Origin of the sequence: Flavobacterium sp. (assembly GCF_965657075.1) — a bacterium.
Lineage (GTDB): Bacteria > Bacteroidota > Bacteroidia > Flavobacteriales > Flavobacteriaceae > Flavobacterium.
On record NZ_CBFHMV010000008.1, the window covers coordinates 26,209 to 46,155 of the forward strand.

General features: G+C 30.1%; 17 protein-coding genes, 1 tRNA gene and 1 pseudogene. 8 read left to right on the plus strand and 11 right to left on the minus strand.

All coding sequences use genetic code 11. The features are described 5' to 3' along the window. Window positions 1–36 precede the first annotated feature (36 nt). Window positions 37–1,911: pseudogene (locus ACTF56_RS06780) on the plus strand (S9 family peptidase). Between the two features lie 84 nt (window positions 1,912–1,995). Here ACTF56_RS06780 and accC read toward each other — a convergent pair. The 6 genes from accC to pdxA all read right to left on the minus strand — a co-directional run bounded on the left by accC (window position 1,996) and on the right by pdxA (window position 6,989). After that, window positions 1,996–3,345, minus strand: a complete 1,350-nt coding sequence (gene accC, locus ACTF56_RS06785) for an acetyl-CoA carboxylase biotin carboxylase subunit (RefSeq protein WP_438966157.1) — start codon at window positions 3,343–3,345, stop codon at window positions 1,996–1,998. A gap of 103 nt (window positions 3,346–3,448) precedes the next feature. Further along, entirely contained in the window at window positions 3,449–3,931 is a 483-nt protein-coding gene (gene accB, locus ACTF56_RS06790; RefSeq protein ID WP_438966158.1) for an acetyl-CoA carboxylase biotin carboxyl carrier protein, read from the minus strand. A gap of 27 nt (window positions 3,932–3,958) precedes the next feature. Then, window positions 3,959–4,960, minus strand: coding sequence for a beta-ketoacyl-ACP synthase III (locus ACTF56_RS06795; protein WP_438966159.1), 1,002 nt, complete (start codon window positions 4,958–4,960; stop codon window positions 3,959–3,961). 156 nt (window positions 4,961–5,116) lie between these two features. Beyond that, window positions 5,117–5,311: a 50S ribosomal protein L32 gene (gene rpmF / locus ACTF56_RS06800; protein ID WP_026716620.1), complete on the minus strand. Its 195-nt coding sequence runs from the start codon at window positions 5,309–5,311 to the stop codon at window positions 5,117–5,119. A gap of 9 nt (window positions 5,312–5,320) precedes the next feature. Continuing rightward, the gene (locus ACTF56_RS06805; RefSeq protein WP_438966160.1) at window positions 5,321–5,857 is read right to left on the minus strand and encodes a YceD family protein; all 537 of its coding nucleotides are present in this window, start codon (window positions 5,855–5,857) and stop codon (window positions 5,321–5,323) included. Between the two features lie 88 nt (window positions 5,858–5,945). After that, window positions 5,946–6,989, minus strand: a complete 1,044-nt coding sequence (pdxA, locus tag ACTF56_RS06810) for a 4-hydroxythreonine-4-phosphate dehydrogenase PdxA (protein WP_438966161.1) — start codon at window positions 6,987–6,989, stop codon at window positions 5,946–5,948. 57 nt (window positions 6,990–7,046) lie between these two features. On the opposite strand from pdxA, the gene ACTF56_RS06815 reads away from it, so the two are divergent. After that, window positions 7,047–7,634, plus strand: coding sequence for a riboflavin synthase (locus ACTF56_RS06815; protein WP_438966162.1), 588 nt, complete (start codon window positions 7,047–7,049; stop codon window positions 7,632–7,634). Window positions 7,635–8,068: 434 nt separating this feature from the next. Here the strand turns inward: ACTF56_RS06815 and ACTF56_RS06820 are convergent. Together ACTF56_RS06820 and mce are read right to left on the minus strand one after the other, a co-directional pair. Next, a tRNA-Ile gene (locus ACTF56_RS06820) sits at window positions 8,069–8,142 on the minus strand. A 52-nt stretch (window positions 8,143–8,194) separates the two neighbouring features. Beyond that, entirely contained in the window at window positions 8,195–8,602 is a 408-nt protein-coding gene (mce, locus tag ACTF56_RS06825; protein ID WP_438966163.1) for a methylmalonyl-CoA epimerase, read from the minus strand. 111 nt (window positions 8,603–8,713) lie between these two features. Between mce and rbfA the strand changes: the two genes are divergently transcribed. Together rbfA and ACTF56_RS06835 are read left to right on the plus strand one after the other, a co-directional pair. After that, window positions 8,714–9,106, plus strand: a complete 393-nt coding sequence (rbfA, locus tag ACTF56_RS06830) for a 30S ribosome-binding factor RbfA (RefSeq protein WP_438966164.1) — start codon at window positions 8,714–8,716, stop codon at window positions 9,104–9,106. A gap of 1 nt (window position 9,107) precedes the next feature. Beyond that, window positions 9,108–10,313, plus strand: a complete 1,206-nt coding sequence (locus ACTF56_RS06835; RefSeq protein ID WP_438966165.1) for an FtsX-like permease family protein — start codon at window positions 9,108–9,110, stop codon at window positions 10,311–10,313. A 1-nt stretch (window position 10,314) separates the two neighbouring features. Here ACTF56_RS06835 and dusB read toward each other — a convergent pair whose 3' ends face one another. Beyond that, window positions 10,315–11,307 carry a tRNA dihydrouridine synthase DusB gene (gene dusB, locus ACTF56_RS06840; protein WP_438966166.1) on the minus strand — a complete coding sequence of 331 codons (993 nt, stop codon included), beginning with the start codon at window positions 11,305–11,307 and terminating at the stop codon, window positions 10,315–10,317. A 251-nt stretch (window positions 11,308–11,558) separates the two neighbouring features. Here dusB and lepA point away from each other — a divergent pair, with 251 nt between their 5' ends. From lepA to ACTF56_RS06860, 4 genes are all read left to right on the plus strand, one after another. After that, window positions 11,559–13,355, plus strand: a complete 1,797-nt coding sequence (gene lepA, locus ACTF56_RS06845; RefSeq protein ID WP_438966167.1) for a translation elongation factor 4 — start codon at window positions 11,559–11,561, stop codon at window positions 13,353–13,355. Window positions 13,356–13,474: 119 nt separating this feature from the next. Next, the gene (locus ACTF56_RS06850; RefSeq protein WP_438966168.1) at window positions 13,475–14,836 is read left to right on the plus strand and encodes a TlpA family protein disulfide reductase; all 1,362 of its coding nucleotides are present in this window, start codon (window positions 13,475–13,477) and stop codon (window positions 14,834–14,836) included. 196 nt (window positions 14,837–15,032) lie between these two features. Next, entirely contained in the window at window positions 15,033–16,079 is a 1,047-nt protein-coding gene (gene thiL, locus ACTF56_RS06855) for a thiamine-phosphate kinase (RefSeq protein ID WP_438966169.1), read from the plus strand. A gap of 47 nt (window positions 16,080–16,126) precedes the next feature. Further along, the gene (locus ACTF56_RS06860) at window positions 16,127–16,666 is read left to right on the plus strand and encodes a hypothetical protein (RefSeq protein WP_438966170.1); all 540 of its coding nucleotides are present in this window, start codon (window positions 16,127–16,129) and stop codon (window positions 16,664–16,666) included. 252 nt (window positions 16,667–16,918) lie between these two features. On the opposite strand, the gene ACTF56_RS06865 is transcribed toward ACTF56_RS06860, so the two are convergent. Beyond that, window positions 16,919–17,953 (minus strand): LytR/AlgR family response regulator transcription factor, encoded by a 1,035-nt coding sequence (locus ACTF56_RS06865; RefSeq protein WP_438966171.1) that lies wholly within the window; start codon window positions 17,951–17,953, stop codon window positions 16,919–16,921. Window positions 17,954–18,350: 397 nt separating this feature from the next. Next, the gene (locus ACTF56_RS06870; protein ID WP_438966172.1) at window positions 18,351–19,892 is read right to left on the minus strand and encodes a glycine--tRNA ligase; all 1,542 of its coding nucleotides are present in this window, start codon (window positions 19,890–19,892) and stop codon (window positions 18,351–18,353) included. Window positions 19,893–19,947: the final 55 nt, after the last annotated feature.

The window sequence follows — 19,947 nt, forward strand, 5'->3', positions numbered from 1 at the left end:
AAATTAGTAATTTTAACCTATAAAAATTGTTTAAAAATGAAAAAAATAGCTTTAATAATTTTAAGTATGATCGCATCTTCTACAATTGCTCAAAATATTATGACTCCTGAAAAATTATGGGAATTAGGTAGAGTTACTGCTTTAGGAATTTCAAAAGACTGAAAATCAATTATTTACAAAGTTTCCAAACCTAATATGGTTGAAAATAAATTGAATTCAACTTTTTATTCTATTCCTATAAATGGTGGAAAAGCAATTGCAATTGAAGATTACAAATCGTTTTTGTATGATAAAAATGCTGTGAATGGAAAATCGATTTCAAACAAGGAAGTCAAAATAGACAAAGTATTAGGTAAAGATTTTTATCCTGAATTAGAAAAATCTAATGTTCAAATTTACGAAGGTTTGGATTACCGCCATTGGGATACTTGGAATGAAGGAAAACACAATCATGTTTTTGTGAATGATGTTGATATCATGGAAAATGAACCTTATGATTGTCCTCAAAAACCTTTTGGTGGTGATGAAGATTATATTTTTTCACCTGATGGGAAAAAAGCAATTTATGTTTGTAAGAAAAAAGAAGGGACTGCCTACGCTACAAGCACCAATACCTATTTATACGAATACGATTTAGAAACAAAAAAAACTAAAAATCTTACCGAAAAGAATTTTGGTTATGATGTTGCACCACAGTTTTCACCAAACGGTGATTTATCTTGGTTGCAAATGAAACGGGATGGTTATGAAGCTAATAAAAATGATATTATAGTTCGTCATAAAGGATTAGATATTAATTTAACTAGCAATTGGGATGGAACTGTAGATAGTTTTACTTGGAGTAAAGACGGTAAAAAAGTCTATTTTATTGCTGCAGTTGAAGGAACAAAACAATTATTCGAAGTCAATTTTCCAGGTTTAACCAAAATCATGATTCTAGTGAATCAAATCACAACAGGAGATTTTGATGTTAACGGAATTGTTGGTTTTGATGATTCAAAAATAATTGTTACTCGTGGTGATATGAATCATGCTAGTGAGATTTATTCGTATGATTTAAAAAGTTCTGAATGGAATCAAATCACGAAAGTAAATGATGAAGTCTATAGTAAAATCGCACAATGCAAAACAGAAAAAAGATATGTAACTACAACTGATGGTAAAAAAATGTTGGTTTGGGTTATTTTGCCTCCAAATTTTGATGCTACTAAAAAATATCCAACACTTTTATATTGTCAAGGTGGTCCACAAAGTGCTTTAACACAATTTTATTCTTTTAGATGGAATTTTCAAGTCATGGCTTCTCAAGGTTATATTATTGTTGCTCCAAACCGAAGAGGAATGCCTGGACATGGTGTAGAATGGAATGAAAAAATTAGTGGTTATTGGGGCGGACAAGTGATGGATGATTACTTATCAGCTATTGATGATGTAGCAAAAGAAAGTTACGTTGATACAGAGCGTTTAGGTGCAATTGGAGCAAGTTATGGTGGTTATTCTGTATTTTATTTAGCTGGAATTCACAACAACAGATTCAAAACGTTTATTTCGCATGCTGGAATTTTCAACACACAAAGCATGTATGGAACTACGGAAGAAGTTTTCTTTACAAACTGGGATTCTGGTGGTGCTTATTGGGAAAATGAAAATAAAATTGCACAAAAAACTTTTAAGGATTTCAATCCAATTACTCTAGTTAATAATTGGAATACTCCTATTTTTATTATTCAAGGAGGAATTGATTATCGTGTTCCGATTGGACAAAGCCAAGAAGCTTTTCAAGCAGCTCAATTAAAAGGAATTAAAAGTAAGTTTATGGTCTTTCCTGAAGAAAATCATTGGATTTTAAAACCACAAAACGGCTTAGTTTGGCAACGCGAATTTTTTAGATGGTTGAAAGAAACGTTGTAATTTGTAATTATTGAATCTTAAAATTAATAAAAAAAATAAAAAAACGCTCAATCTAAAAAAATTGAGCGTTTTTGCATTTATATCTTAATCTACTTTTTCTTTCATTACAAAGGATTCCATAAATTTTGTAGTGTAATTTCCAGCTACATAATCTGGTTCGTCCATTAACTGTCTATGGAAAGGAATTGTAGTTTTTATTCCTTCAATTACAAACTCATCCAAAGCGCGCTTCATTTTACTGATTGCTTCTTCTCTTGATTGAGCCGTTGTAATCAATTTAGCAATCATCGAATCGTAATTTGGCGGTATTGTATATCCTGCATAAACGTGCGTATCTAATCGAACGCCATGTCCTCCTGGAGTGTGCAATGTAGTAATCTTTCCTGGAGAAGGTCTAAAATCATTATAAGGATCTTCAGCATTGATACGACATTCAATGGAATGTAATAATGGGAAATAATTTTTACCTGAAATTGGAATTCCAGCAGCTACCATGATTTGTTCACGAATTAGGTCGAAATCAATTACTTGTTCAGTAATTGGATGTTCTACTTGAATACGAGTATTCATTTCCATGAAATAAAAATTTCTATGCTTATCTACTAAAAATTCAACAGTTCCTGCACCTTCATATTTAATATACTCTGCTGCTTTAACAGCTGCTGCTCCCATTGCATTTCGCAATTCGTCAGTCATAAATGGCGAAGGTGTTTCTTCTGTTAATTTTTGATGACGTCTTTGTACAGAACAATCTCTTTCAGATAAATGACATGCTTTTCCAAACGAATCTCCAACTACTTGAATTTCAATATGCCTTGGTTCTTCAATTAATTTTTCCATGTACATATCGTCATTCCCGAATGCAGCTTTACTTTCTTGTCTAGCAGATTCCCAAGCATTTTTAAGATCTTCTTTTTTCCAAATAGCACGCATACCTTTTCCACCACCACCAGCTGAAGCTTTTAACATAACAGGATAACCTGTCGCTTTTGCTACTTTTTCACATTCCTCATAAGAAGCAATAATTCCTTCACTACCAGGAACACAAGGAACACCAGCTTCAATCATAGTTGATTTAGCATTAGCCTTGTCGCCCATTCTATCTATCATTTCTGGAGAAGCTCCAATGAACTTGATTCCGTGTTCTTGACAAATTTTAGAAAATTTAGCATTTTCAGACAAGAATCCATAACCTGGATGGATAGCATCAGCATTAGTAATTTCAGCAGCAGCTATAATATTAGACATTTTTAAGTAAGAAAGATTACTTGGAGGAGGTCCAATACATACTGCTTCATCTGCAAATCTTACGTGTAAACTTTCAGCATCAGCAGTAGAATAAACCGCTACTGTTTTGATGCCCATTTCTTTACAAGTTCTAATTACACGAAGTGCAATTTCACCTCTATTGGCAATTAATATTTTTTTAAACATGTTTTTTTAATTAGATAATTAGACATTTCTGAATTTAGAATTTAGAATTTAGAATTCAGAAAACTGAATACTTCTAATTTCAAACTTCCAACTTCTAACTTTATTAAGATGGATCAACTAAAAATAAAGGTTGGTCGAATTCAACTGGAGATGAATCGTCTACTAAAATTTTTACAATTTTACCAGAAACTTCAGATTCAATTTCGTTAAATAATTTCATTGCTTCAATTACACAAACTACATCGCCTTTTGATATGGTACTTCCAACTTCCACAAAAACAGCTTTATCTGGTGCTGGTTTTCTGTATAAAGTACCAATAATTGGCGATTTTATAGTGATGTATTTTGCATCATCATTTACAAGTTCAGCTGGTGTTGAAGGAGCTGTTGGTTCTTGTGGTTGAGCTGCTGGTGCTTGTGGCAATGCTTGAGATACAGGCATTTGCTGAACATAAGTTGTTGTTGATTCTGCACCTTCTGGAGTAGTTTTTATAGTGATTTTAAAATCATCCATTTCTAATTTCACTTCCGTTGCACCTGATTTTGATACAAATTTGATTAAATTTTGAATTTCTCTAATATCCATACTATTAAAATTTGTTTTTAGTTTAGTTTATTTATTTGAATTATAAGCCCACTTTAAATAGATAGCACCCCAAGTGAAACCGCCACCGAATGCTGCAAAGATAATATTATCTCCTTTTTTTAATTTGCTTTCGAAATCTCCTAGCAATAATGGTAAAGTTGCAGAAGTTGTATTGCCATATTTTTCAATATTGATCAAGACTTTATCTTCTTCAAGACCAATTCTGTTTGCAGTAGCATCAATAATTCTTCTATTAGCTTGATGTGCTACTAACCAATTTATATCTTCTTTAACTAAGTTATTACGCTCCATTATTTTCTCGCTAACATCTGCCATTCCAGAAACAGCGTATTTAAATACCGTTTTCCCGTCTTGATGTACAAAATGCTGCTTATTTTTAACTGTTTCTTCTGAAGATGGCAATATAGATCCACCTGCATCAATTTTAAGAAACTCTCTCCCTACTCCATCACTTCTTAAAAATTCATCTTGTAAACCTAAGCCTTCGTGATTGGGTTCAAACAAAACTGCTCCAGCACCATCACCAAAAATAATACATGTTGATCTATCTGTATAATCAATTATGGATGACATTTTATCAGCTCCAATTAGTAACACTTTTTTATATTTTCCAGATTCAACATAAGCTGATGCTGTAGACATACCAAAAAGAAAACTTGAGCATGCGGCTTGTAAATCATATGCAAAAGCATTTGTTGCACCAATTTGAGAGGCAACATATACTCCTGTTGATGCAACTAACATATCTGGTGTTGCAGTACATAAAATCACCATATCGATTTCTTTTGGATCGATATTAGCTTTTTCAATTAAATTTTTTGCTGCTTGTATGGCAAGGTAAGAAGTTCCTTGACCTTCTTCTTTAAGAATTCTTCTTTCTTTAATTCCTGTTCTTGATGTTATCCATTCATCATTTGTATCAACTAAAGTTTCTAACACTTTGTTAGACAACACAAAATCAGGAACATAAGAACCAGTAGCTGTAATTGCTGCAGTTATTTTATTCATAAAAATAATTTTTCTTTTCAAATATTGAAATTTGAATAGTGTTGAAAATTACAAAAAAAAAATTAAACTTAATAAAATAGTTTATTAAATTGTCTAAGTCTTGTTGTAAAAAAAAACTCTCACAACGTGAGAGTTTTTCTCTATATAATAAAAAAATTAAGCTACTGCTTCAGATTTATCAATTACAACTTGTCCTCTGTAGTACATTTTACCTTCATGCCAGTAAGCTCTGTGGTATAAATGTGCTTCACCTGTAATTGGACAAGTAGCGATTTGAGCTGGAGTTGCTTTGTAATGTGTTCTTCTCTTATCTCTTCTAGTTTTGGAGATTTTTCTCTTTGGATGTGCCATTTTACTATATTATTTATCCGTTAATAGTTTTTTTAAATCGTTCCATCTAGGATCGATATCTTTATTTTCTTCTTCTTTACTCTCTTTTGGAGATAGATTGTTCAATGTTTCAATTGCTTTAGACTTTAAAGTTCCGTCTTTTACACCTGGATGGACTCTTTTTAGTGGAACTGAAAGAATAATTGACTCATAAATGTACTGTGAAACATCTATTTGAAATTCACCATGAGGCAAAATTAACAATTCTTCATTATCATTATTAAAAGAATCGCCAAATTTAACAATTAACTTAAAAGTACCTTTTATTGGCAAGTCAAAATCTTCATTTGTTAAATCACAAGGCACATTAACAGTTCCTTTATACTTAAAAATCAATTCAAGCATTGTGCTTTTCTTTTCTAAAACAACATCTACTTTGATAGCTACAGCATTAAAATCACTGTAGTCAAAGTGTTCAAAGAACGAATTATCTATCTGATAATCAAACTGATGCTTCCCTAATTTTAACCCAACAAATTGAATTAAATATTCTTTTAAATTGTTCATTACAGCAGTTTTACCCTTTTTTAAGGTGTGCAAAGATATACTTTTTTTGGGATTTAAAAATAGTTGTGAACTTTTTTTTGTTTATAACTTATCTTTTTGACACTATTAAAGGATTATTTGTTAATTCCCCGTACATTATTCTGTTATTATAAATATCAATTGCTTGATACAAAGCTTCTCTAAACGACTCTTCATTTGCAATTCCCTTACCTGCAATGTCAAAAGCCGTTCCGTGATCTGGAGATGTTCTTACTTTACTAATTCCTGCTGTAAAATTAACACCATTACCAAATGACAGCGTTTTAAATGGAATTAAACCTTGATCGTGGTAAGTTGCTAAAATTGCATCATATTGCATGTATTGTTTGCTACCAAAAAAACTATCTGCTGAAAAAGGACCAAAAACTAAAGTTCCTTTTTCAAATATCTTTAATAGAGCTGGTTTTAAAACCTGATCGTCTTCTTTTCCAATAACACCATTATCACCGCAATGTGGATTTAATCCTAATACCGCTATTTTAGGTTTAGAAATACCAAAATCTTGTTTTAAAGACTGATTAATTAGATTTACTTTTGAAACAATCAAATCTTCAGTTAAATGTTTAGCAACATCATTTACAGGAACATGATCCGTTAATAAACCCACTCTTAAATCATTATTTATCATAAACATTAATGCTCTTTCATTAAATTGTTTCGCTAAATAATCGGTATGTCCTGGGAATTTAAAATCTTCAGATTGGATGCTATATTTATTAATTGGAGCCGTCACCAAAACATCAATAAGATTATCTTTTAAAGCTTTAGTGGCAGCAATAAAGGATTTTATAGCAAACTCACCAACAACATTGTCATTTACTCCAAATTGAATGTTGACAGATTCTTTCCAAACATTAAGCACATTAATTTTACCAATAACAAGTTGATTAAGATTGTCAATCCCATGAAAATTTAAAGTTAAATTATACGTCTTTTTTAAAAAAGTCATAATCTTAACATTAGCAAAAATAACAGGTGTGCACAATTCTAGCATACGATTATCTTCCAAAGTTTTCATTACAACCTCACTTCCTATACCATTTAAATCGCCTATAGATATTCCTACTATTATATTTTCTGATTTTTTAACCATTATAAAGAGTTATTTATGCTATTTTTGAACTGCAAATTTAATAAAATAAAACGACTAATGTTTACAGGAATCATAGAAACTCTCGGATTAATAAGAGAAATCAGAAAAGAACAAGAAAATATTCATTTAACAATAGAATCAAACATTACAAATGAATTAAAAATAGATCAAAGTGTTGCTCATAATGGCATCTGTTTAACAGTTGTAGCTATTGATGATAAATCATACACTGTAACTGCAATTAAAGAGACTATCGACAAAACAAGCATTGACAAATGGGAAGAAAACACTTTGGTAAATCTTGAAAGAGCAATGATTTTAGGTGCAAGGTTAGATGGACATATAGTTCAAGGCCATGTAGATCAAATAGCAGAGTGTATTTCAATTAAAGAAGAAAATGGCAGCTGGGTGTTTACGTTCCAATATGACAAATCACTAAACAATGTTACTATTGAAAAAGGATCTATTACTATAAATGGTACAAGTTTAACTGTAGTAAATTCGAAGATTAATGAGTTCAGCGTGGCAATTATACCTTACACGTATGAAAACACAAATTTTTCAAAACTAAAAGTAGGAACTATAGTAAACTTAGAATTTGATGTTATTGGTAAATATGTAAAAAGATTAATGGAATTGAAATAAAATTTTTTAACAATTTCTTGTAGAATTATTTTTTAAAAAAAAAAATACAAAAACAATGCTAAGCATAAAAAAATAAATCAAACCACCATCCAAACCCAATCCAGGCGGGGGCGGGGGCAAAGTAGGAGGAGGTGGATTTACTGGTCCAGCACTAATGGTATTTAAATATAAAAATTAATACTAATATTAGTATTTTATTTAATAATTTCATTTATTATTTGGGGCTAAAAAAAATTATTTTAAGATTGATATATGAAATACAGTACACTATTTTATTTTAATAACGATGCGAACATAAAAATATTATCAATGATTACAATAGTTTTCATGTTAAAACATTGTATTATATAATTGTTAAGTGGAAAAAATCGATTAAAAGCTTTTATTATAGATAAACGGAATAAAAAAACCACAAACAATTAAGTTTGTGGTTGTGGTCCCACCTGGGCTCGAACCAGGGACCACCTGATTATGAGTCAGGTGCTCTAACCAACTGAGCTATAGGACCAGTTTTGAGAGTGCAATATTACTATTATTTTTGATTGCTTGCAAATGTTATATTACTTTTCTTTTATTTCCTGACAAAGTTCAATCAAAACTCCATTGGTACTTTTAGGATGTAAAAAAACAACTAACTTATTATCAGCACCTTTTTTTGGTTTTTCGTTAATTAAAACAAAATCTTCTTTTTGCAATCTTATGATTTCTTCTTCTATATTTTCTACATCAAAGGCAATATGGTGTATTCCTTCTCCTTTCTTTTCTAAAAATTTTGCAATTGGACTGTTTTCATTCGTAGCTTCCAACAACTCAATCTTATTGGGACCATTCATAAAAAAAGAGGTTTTCACTCCTTCTGAAACCACTTCCTCTTCTTTGTAAGGAGGAATACCAAATAATTTTTCAAATAAAATATTTGACGTTTTCAAATCTTTGACAGCAATACCAATATGTTCAATTTTTCTCATAATTGTATTTTTAGTAAAATTATAAAATAAAATAGATTAAAAAACATTATTAAACTTCAAAAATCGAAATTCATTAATCTTCAATCGGAAATCTTATTGTATTTTTGCCCAATGGAAACAAATAGACAAAAAAAAATAGGTGCCTTGTTGCAAAATGACTTGGTAGATATTCTTCAAGGAGAAATTAGAAAAAATGGAATTTTAAACTTAATCATTTCAATTTCAAAGGTTAATGTAACAACAGATTTATCTATTGCGAAAGTTCATTTAAGTGTTTTTCCAACGGAGAAAGCTCCAGAAATTTTAGCTGCTATCAAAACCAATACACCACTTATTAAGCACGATTTAGCTCAAAGAGTGAAAAATCAATTAAGAAAAGTACCAAATCTAACTTTTTATATTGACGACAGTTTAGATTATATTGAAAGTATTGATAACGCACTAAAAGGCAACGAAAATCCCATCACAAACCCTGATTTATTAGAAAAAAGAAAAAAATCATAATTTGAATATTTCTCTTTACATAGCTAAAAGATACGCATTTACCAAAACAAAAAGCACTGCCATAAACTTCATTACTGCAATAGCTTCCGTTGGAATAATTGCTGGTGCGATGGCTTTATTTGTGGTGATGTCGGTTTTTAGTGGATTAAAAGAATTTAGTTTAAGTTTTGCAAACTCTGTAGATCCTGATTTAAAAATCGAGGCTATAGCAGGAAAATCATTACTGCTTTCAAAAGAACAAGAAACACAACTAAAAAGTTCAGATAAAATTTTATCCTTTTCTAAAGTTATAGAAGAGCGGGTATTTTTTTTATATGACGAAAAAGAACATGTGGCTTACTTAAAAGGTGTGGATAGTTTATTTAACGATGTAACAACGTTTAAAAAAGAAATATATTCCGGAAATTGGTTTGAATCTGAAACAAATGGTGCCGTAATGGCTACAGGTATTTCAAGAAAACTTTCTGCTGGATTGTTGGATTTTAACAACCAATTACAAGTGTTTGTTCCTAAACCAGGCAAAGGAACTATTAATTCTGAAGAAGATGCATTTAGAAAAACATTTTTATTACCTGTAGGAATTTACTACACCGAAAACGAAGAAATTGATAATAAATATGTGTTTTGTGATATAGAAATTGCACAACAACTTATGGATTTTAAAGCCAATCAATTTACTAATATAGAATTAAAATTAAAGCCCAATGTTACTGAAGAAGAAGCTGTTTCAGAATTAAATACCATTTTTAAAAATAAAGTAAAAATTAAAAACAGAGCTCAATTAAATGATTCTCTTTACAAAATGCTTAATACAGAAAACATTGCTGTTTACTCCATTTTTACTCTAGTAATTATTTTAACGCTTTTTACATTAGCAGGAGCATTAATTATGATGATTATTGACAAAAAGAATAATTTAAAAACACTTTTTAGCTTAGGAGTTGATGTTAAAAAAATTAGAACTATCTTCTTTTTACAAGGAGGTTTAATTACCTTTCTGGGTGGAATTTTAGGTCTTTTTTTAGGAATAATTATTGTTTTAATTCAACAAAAATTTCAATTGATAATGATTACCGAAAATCTTGCTTATCCAATCAAATTTGAAGTTTTTAATATAATTATTGTGTGTTTTACAATCTTTATTCTGGGATTGATTGCCTCTTGGATAGCTAGCAACACCGTATCAAAAAAACTTTTAGAAGAATAAATTACACCATTTGATAATTAGCATAAACTTGACTAATTTCTTCAAAGACTTTCATTAAACCGTTGGCATCATCCGTTGTTACCAAACGTTGCTTATATTCTTTAAAAGAATGAATTCCCTTGAAATAATTGGTATAATGACGACGCATTTCGATAATTCCTAAATGCTCTCCTTTCCATTCCATAGACCAAATCAAGTGATTTTTTGCCGCTTCAATTCTGTCATTCAATGTTGGTTGTGCTAAATGCTCACCCGTTTTCATGAAATGTTTAATTTCATTAAAAATCCAAGGATTACCAATTGCAGCTCTTCCAATCATGATGCCATCTATACCATATTCATTTTTATATTCTAAAGCTTTTTCAGGTGAATCAATATCTCCATTTCCAAAAACGGGCATTGTAATTCTTGGATTATTTTTCACTCGAGCAATATGACTCCAATCGGAATGTCCTTTATACATTTGAGCACGAGTTCTTGCATGAATTGACAATGCTTGAACACCGATATCTTGCAATCTTTCGGCAACCTCATCAATATTTATAGATGCATCATCCCAACCCAAACGTGTTTTAACTGTAACTGGCAATGAAGTTCCTCTAATAACTGCTTTAGTCAATCGAATCATCAAATCTACATCTTTCAAAACTCCTGCTCCTGCTCCTTTTGTTACCACTTTTTTTACTGGACAACCAAAATTAATATCAACTAAATCAGGCTGAACCGTTTCTACAATTCTAGCACTTTCCGACATAGCTTCTTCATCACCACCAAAAATTTGGATTCCAACGGGTCTTTCATAATCAAAAATGTCCAATTTCTTCATACTTTTCATAGCATCTCTAATCAATCCTTCTGACGAAATAAATTCAGAATACATTAAATCTGCACCATGCAATTTACACAATCTACGAAATGGTGGATCACTCACATCTTCCATAGGAGCAAGAAGCAAAGGAAATTCTGGTAATACTATGTTTCCGATTTTTGGCATTTTTAAACTAAAATTTTTTACAAATTTACGATAAGATTTTTATTTTGACACTAATTTCCCAAATTTACACAAATGTGTTTTAAAAAATTACAATAAAAACAAGGTATATATATTCAACAAACGTTAATCTTAGAACAACAATCCAAAACTTTGAATTATATTTGCAGATTATTAAGTAAAAAATCTTTTGCTAATTTGTTATGAACACAAGTTTTTGAGATTGATTTTTGACATTGAAATTGATATTGAAAATGAAAAACATTAGAAATTTTTGTATAATAGCTCATATTGATCACGGAAAAAGTACGTTGGCTGATAGATTATTAGGTGCTACTCAAACCGTAACAGCTCGTGAAGAAAAAGCACAGTTATTAGACAATATGGATTTGGAGCGTGAACGCGGAATTACCATAAAAAGTCACGCTATTCAAATGAATTACAAACACAATGGTGAAGATTATATTTTAAATTTAATTGACACACCAGGACACGTTGATTTTTCTTATGAAGTTTCTCGTTCTATTGCTGCATGTGAAGGTGCTTTGTTGATTGTAGATGCAGCACAAAGTATTCAAGCACAAACCATTTCTAATTTATATTTGGCATTAGAAAATGACTTGGAAATTATTCCCGTTTTAAACAAAGTAGATTTACCAAGTGCCAATCCTGAAGAAGTTAGTGATGATATTATTGATTTACTAGGTTGTAAATTAGAAGATATTATTCATGCTTCAGGGAAAACAGGTTTTGGAGTGGATAAAATTTTGGAAGCTATTATTAATAAAGTTCCTGCTCCAAAAGGAAATCCGGAAGAACCATTGCAAGCCTTAATTTTCGATTCACATTATAATCCTTTTCGAGGAATTGAAGTAATTTTTCGTGTAAAAAACGGTGAAATTAAAAAAGGACAAAAAATCAAGTTCATGGCAACTGGCAATGAATATTTTGCCGATGAAGTGGGTACATTAAAACTAAATCAAGTACCAAAAGACAAAATTTCTACTGGTGATGTTGGGTATTTAATTTCTGGAATTAAAGAAGCTAAAGAAGTAAAAGTTGGTGACACTGTAACAGACGCAAAAACACCAACAACCAATATGATTACAGGTTTTGAAGACGTAAAACCTATGGTATTTGCTGGGATTTATCCAGTAGATACTGAAGATTTTGAAGATTTACGTGCTTCGATGGAAAAATTACAGTTGAATGATGCTTCATTAGTATTTACAGCTGAAAGCTCAGCAGCGTTAGGTTTTGGTTTCCGTTGTGGATTCTTAGGAATGTTGCACATGGAAATTATTCAAGAACGTTTAGAACGTGAATTTGACATGACTGTAATTACAACAGTTCCCAACGTTTCTTATCATGCTTACACTAAAAAAGAACCTGATACAATTTTAATCGTAAACAACCCTTCTGATTTACCTGAACCTTCTAAATTAGACCGAGTTGAAGAACCATACATCAAGGCAACTATTATTACAAAGTCTGATTTCGTTGGAAATGTTATGAGTCTTTGTATTGAAAAACGTGGTGTAATTACCAACCAAACCTATTTAACTACAGAACGTGTTGAATTAAATTTTGACATGCCTTTAGCGGAAATTGTATTTGATTTTTACGATAGATTAAAAACTGTTTCTAAAGGATATGCTTCATTTGACTACTCGCCAATTGGAATGAGAGAATCAAAATTGGTGAAATTGGATGTTTTATTAAATGCACAATCCGTTGATGCACTTTCTGCGTTAATTCACGAAAGTAATGCTTACTATATTGGTAAGAAAATGTGTGAAAAACTGAAAGAATTAATCCCAAGACAACAATTTGACATTCCAATCCAAGCGGCAATTGGAGCCAAAGTTATAGCTCGTGAAACGATAAAAGCTTTGAGAAAAGACGTAACAGCCAAATGTTATGGTGGTGATATTTCGCGTAAGCGTAAACTTCTAGAAAAACAGAAAAAAGGTAAAAAACGAATGCGTCAAGTAGGAAATGTTGAAATTCCTCAAGAAGCGTTTATGGCTGTTTTGAAGTTGAATGACTAGAAAAGTATTAAGATTATAGTATTAAGTATTAAGACTAAGCCCGATTACGAAAGTTGTTGGGTTTTTTGTTAAAATAAATTTGAAAGTTTCTCGTTTTATCTTGAATTAAATGTAAAAAAATGAAATTAAAGTACTTATTTTTATTGTTAGCTTTCCAATTAACGTTTGCAAATAAAACAGCACTAATTGAAGGGAAAATTCTTAATTCAACTGAAAAAGAAATTCTAATTTCTGGACTTAATTTTGATTTGACAATTCCTTTAGATGAAGAAGGTAATTTTTCCAAAGCAATATCTGTAAATCACGCAGGATTATATTCTTTTTATGCTAATGGCTATAGATGGGAAATTTACTTAAAAAAAGAGGCAAATCTTAATATTTCTTTTGACCAAAATAATCTTTATGAAACCATATTATTTAAAGGAAATGTAGCAAATGAGTGTTCTTATTTATTTAAAAAATTCAAAATAATTACTGATGAAAATTTAAACCCAAATAAAATTTACACTCTAAAAGAGGAAGAATTTGTTAAAGCAATAGACCAATTAATAGCTTCTAATTTAGAACTTCTAAGAAATAATACATCTTTAGACAATGATTTTAAAAAACTTGAGGAAAAAAATATAATCTTCAGTAATCAAAATTATTATTCTAGCTATAAATATTCTTATTCATATTATACAAAATCAAATGTTTCAAAAGCTAAAATTTGTGAATCTAGAGTTATTAAAAGAGATACTATAAAATTCGATTTTGAAGATTTTGAATTTAGTTCTGTTTTTAGAGGTTTTGAATATGGCAAGTTTAATGGTTCATTTCGTCCAAAATTTAAAAAAAACCAAGCTTCAGCCAAACAATTATTAACCGAAGAAATGCAAAAAATTAACAATCCTGTTATAGAAGATTATGTTTTAAAAAATTTAGCAAATCAAACTAAGTTTTATGATGACAATGAAAATTATATTTTAAATGCAATAATTTCAATAACTAAAGATGAAGATTTTAAACAAAAAATAATTTCTAAAATTGAAAATGAAGAAAAATTTGTAAATGGTTCACCAGCTCCTTATTTTGAATTGAATGATCAAAACGGCAATAAAGTAAGCCTTTCAGATTTTAAAGGGAAAAATATTTACATCGATTTTTGGGCTACTTGGTGTAAGCCTTGTATTGCAGAAATTCCAGATTTAAAAAAATTAGAAGAAAAATTTAAAGATAAAAATATAGTGTTTTTAAGCATTTCATTAGACAGTCAAAAAGACCTTGAAAAATGGAAAAATTTTATCATTAAAAAAGAATTAGGAGGAACACATTTAATCGTTGAAAACGCTTGGCAATCAAAAATTGTGAAAGAATATACTGTTGAATCCATTCCAAGGTTTATAATTATTGATAGTGAAGGAATTTTAGTTGAAATCGATGCACCAAGACCTTCAATAGGAAAAGTTTCAAGAATACTTAATAATTTAGAAAATTTATAATTAATAAAATCTTTGTTCCTTAATGTCTTTGTAGTAAAAAATAAAATTTCTTTTTACCTATTAATCATTCAGAAAATTTAAAGTTTAAAATCTGTGAATCTGTGGCTAAAATCATTTCTTTTCTTTTGAAAATATCACAAAATCAAAAATCAAAAATCGTTATTCAGCAATCGTTAATCTTTCTTACCTTTGCAAAATGATAGAAGACAAAAACCCACAAAGAACAGATGTATCGCAATTAGGTGAATTTGGATTAATAGACCATTTAACCAAACAATTTGATGTGAAACAAAAATCAACACTAAAAAGTATTGGTGATGATGCAGCTGTTTTAGATTTTGGCAACAAAAAAACTGTAATTTCAACCGATTTGCTAGTAGAAGGTGTTCATTTTGATTTAGGATATATGCCTTTAAAGCATTTGGGCTATAAAGCGGTTGTAGTGAATCTTTCTGACATTTATGCAATGAATGCTAAAGCAACACAAATAACGGTTTCTATTGCGGTTTCTAATCGTTTTCCGCTAGAAGCATTGGAAGAATTGTTTGACGGAATTGCATTAGCTGCCAAAATATATAATGTTGACGTTATTGGTGGCGATACTACCTCTTCTCAAAAGGGATTAATTATTTCTATTACTGCTATTGGAGAAGCTAATGAAGAAGAATTAGTTTACAGAAGTGGTGCTCAAGAAAATGACTTATTGGTAGTTACCGGTGATATTGGCTCAGCTTACATGGGTTTGCAAGTTTTGGAACGTGAAAAACAGGTTTTTAAAGTCAATCCAAACAACCAACCTGATTTAGATGCTTATACATATTTAATTGAACGCCAACTAAAACCTGAAGCGAGAAAAGACATTAAAGATCTGTTAGCCTCTTTGGATGTAAAACCAACTTCAATGATTGATATTTCGGATGGACTTTCTTCTGAAATCATGCACATTTGTAAAAACAGTAAAGTAGGTTGCAATTTATTTGAAGAAAAACTGCCTTTAGACCCACAATTAATTAATGTTTGTGAAGAATTTAATATTGATAGTACAACAATTGCACTGAGTGGCGGTGAAGATTATGAATTATTATTTACCATTAAATTGGAGGATTTTGATAAAATAAAAGCCAATCCTAATTTTACTGTAATTGGTCATATCGTTCATGAAAATGAAGGCAAACATCTAATCACAAGAGCCAATACCAAAATAGCTTTAAAAGCAAGAGGCTGGGATTCTTTAAAGGAATAATTTTTGTAGTATTCAGAAAAAAATTTACTTTTATTAAAAAAATAAACATGAAAAAAATTATTGCATTAGCCGTTCTGTTATCAACTGCTGTCTCTTTCGCACAGAAAGCAGAAAAATCATCCATTTTTGACCGTAAACATGAGGTAAAAATTGGAGCTATAAAAATGTTAGCTGGACCAGTATTAGAGGGAACTTATGAGTATATTCATTCTAAAGATTTTACCTATGGTGCTTCCATATTGATAAATCTTCAAGAAGATAATGGTTGGAATGAAGATTTTTCTATCACTCCATTTGCTCGTTTCTATTTTCAAGAATCTAAAGAGTATGGAGCTCAAGGTTTTTTTGTTGAAGGTTTTGCAAAATATTCTACAGGTGCAACAGATGTTTATGACGATACAAATTTTAATTTTGTCAACAAAAATTATAGTGCTGGTGCAATTGGATTATCATTGGGAAAAAAATGGATTAATTCATCAGGATTTGTCTTTGAAATCCTTGGAGGTGTTGGTAGAACTTTAGGTAATTCTGACCTAGCTCCTGACGCATTTTTCAGAGGTGATTTTAATATTGGATATAGATTTTAATACACTATAAACAATAAAAAGGCTACCTGAATACAGATAGCCTTTTTATAAGACATATATAAATATTAATAAAAATTAATAGGTAAGAACGTAGCTCTTTACAAAAGAATATTTATAAATAATACTTTTGCTTTCAGAACATAGTAAAATTATAAAAAGATTAAACATTTACACAAAAAACAAATCCATTAATTGTACAATACATACAATTAATGGTAAATGATTGCATAAAAAGAAGTCAAAGACAATTTCTTAATCTTCGTTAATATTATTTGCTGTAAATAATTCAATAATTGAATTTATATTTTCTTTGTATGATTTAGAAAAAGGAAGTTTAATTTTTCCTTTTTGCAAATAACAATCTGTATTTCCTAAATGAATTCTAGACACATACTTAATGTTAATAATATGACTGTTATGAATTCTCATAAATTCATCTGGTAAAGATTCTTCAAAATGCTTTAAAGTTTTAAAAGCTGTAATACTGTCTCCGTTACTTAAAATAATATCTGTTGAATTATTATCCGCTTTTAAATAAACTACATCATCAAATTCAATAAATCTGTAATCGCCATAAGATTTAATACATAAAATACTTTTGCGTTCTGGAGTTTCTTCATTTTCATTAACACCTGCCAAATTGGATTTTCTATTCGATTCTAAAGATTGCTTGACTATTTCAACCAATTGCTCTTGTATTTTTTGTGTATCTAAATTGTAATCTACTTCAACTGTTTGTTTTTGACTTCCATTAGAAGAACCAAAATCTAAACCGTTATTGTAATAAGATGTATTATTAACTTCATTTGAAATGGGCTCCAATAACGCATCGTCATTTTGAACAGGATCTACTTTGGTTTTAGCTTCTTTGATACTTGTTAATCTTGTGAGATCAATAGTATTTAAATAACTTTTTTCTTTTCTAAATTTCATTAATGTTTTTAAAACATCTATTTTTTGAAAAGGTTTTAAGATAAAATCGTAGATGTCATATTTCATAACATCATAAGCCAATTCTTTGGAGCTAGATATTACAACGATTTTTGGTAAAACAACCATGTACTTATACAATTCATTAATCAAAGTCAAATCAATTTCAACTTTAGATTCAGATGTATTAGTTCCCAGAAATATTATTTCTGGATTATTTTCGAGAATACAATTAATTCCCTCTTCCCGATTACTTGCGTAAGCAGAAAACTGGAATTCAGACAAAGTAGCTATATATGATTGTAGCATCATGCTGCTTTGACTGTCATTGTCAATTATTATATATTTATATGTCATTTGCTTAATCTATAATCTTTCGATTAACCTAGAATGAGCAGTATAAGTGGTAAAATTTGGGGTTTTACGAGTAACAATATTACTCATAATTTTTATTTATTTAAAGATAGCCTTGTTTGTAATTATAAACACTCTTTTGTTAACAACCATTATAATATGTTTATATACCGTTAAAACAAACAATAACCCTGTTAAATGCTTGCAGAATTCAAATTAAAAAATAAAAATTAATGCACGTTTTTTATAGAAAGAGTTTAAATTCAATTAAAACATATAATTATAAAGTAGCAATTGACTGATTTTGAAATAAAAATCCTTTTGACTAAACCATTTGTTAATAAATAAAAAAAAGACTCGCAAAATAGCGAGTCTTATCTAATTTTATGTTCAAAAAAAGTTACATTTTCATTAACCAATTGCGCATTGAAACTTCATCTGCAATAATTTTCCTTAAATCAGCAATGGTAACTCGTTCTTGTTTCATGGTATCTCTATGACGAATTGTTACTGTTTTATCTTCTAAGGTTTGATGATCAACAGTAATACAAAATGGTGTACCAAGTGCATCTTGACGACGATAACGTCTTCCAACAGCATCTTTTTCATCATAAGTCACGTTGAAATCCCATTTTAAGTCCTCTATGATTTCTTTAGCAATTTCTGGCAAACCATCTCTTTTAATTAAAGGTAAAACAGCTGCTTTTGTTGGAGCTAATACAGAAGGTAAACGCAAAACTGTTCTGGTTGAACCATCTTCCAATGTTTCCTCTTGAAGTGCTTTTGAAAAAACAGCTAAAAACATTCTATCTAAACCAACAGATGTTTCAACTACATAAGGCACATAACTAGAATTGGTTTCATTATCAAAAAACTGTAATTTTTTTCCTGAAAATTCTTCATGAGCTTTCAAATCAAAATCAGTTCTTGAGTGAATTCCTTCTAATTCTTTGAATCCAAATGGAAAGTTAAACTCAATATCAGCTGCAGCATTTGCATAATGTGCTAATTTTTCATGGTCATGAAAACGATAATTTTCTTTTCCTAAGCCTAAAGACAAGTGCCATTTTAAACGTGTTTCTTTCCAATAGTCATAATACTGCATTTCTTCGCCTGGTTTTATAAAAAATTGCATTTCCATTTGTTCAAATTCACGCATTCTGAAAATAAACTGCCTTGCAACAATTTCATTTCTGAAAGCTTTTCCCGTTTGAGCAATTCCAAAAGGAATTTTCATTCGACCTGTTTTTTGGACATTTAGGAAATTCACAAAAATACCTTGAGCCGTTTCTGGACGTAAATATAAATCCATTGCAGTGTCAGCAGAAGCTCCTAATTTTGTAGCAAACATCAAATTAAACTGACGAACATCGGTCCAATTTTTAGAACCTGAATCTGGACAAGCAATGCCTAATTCTTCAATCAAAGCTTTTACATCAGCCAAATCTTCATTTTCAAGAGAGCGAGCCATGCGTTGCAAAATTTGATTTTTTTGTTCTAAATATCCTTTTACTCTTTCATTAGTGGTAACAAATTCTTCTTCATTAAAAGCATCTCCAAATCGAGCTTTAGCTTTATCAATTTCTTTTTGTGCTTTGATGTAGATTTTTTCTGCATAATCTTCAATCAAAACATCGGCACGATATCTTTTTTTAGAATCTTTGTTGTCAATTAATGGGTCAGAAAACGCATCAACATGTCCAGAAGCTTTCCATGTTGTTGGATGCATAAAAATAGAAGCGTCAATACCTACAATATTTTCATGCATTTGAACCATGGCTTTCCACCAATATTCTCTAATATTCTTTTTTAATTCTACACCATTTTGAGCATAATCGTAAACTGCGCTCAAACCATCATATATTTCGCTTGACGGAAAAATAAATCCGTATTCTTTTGCATGCGAAACTACGTTCTTAAATAAATCTTCTTGTTTTGCCATGATGCAAAAGTAAAAATTATATAGAATAATAAATAAGATTTTTTATCTTTAATCT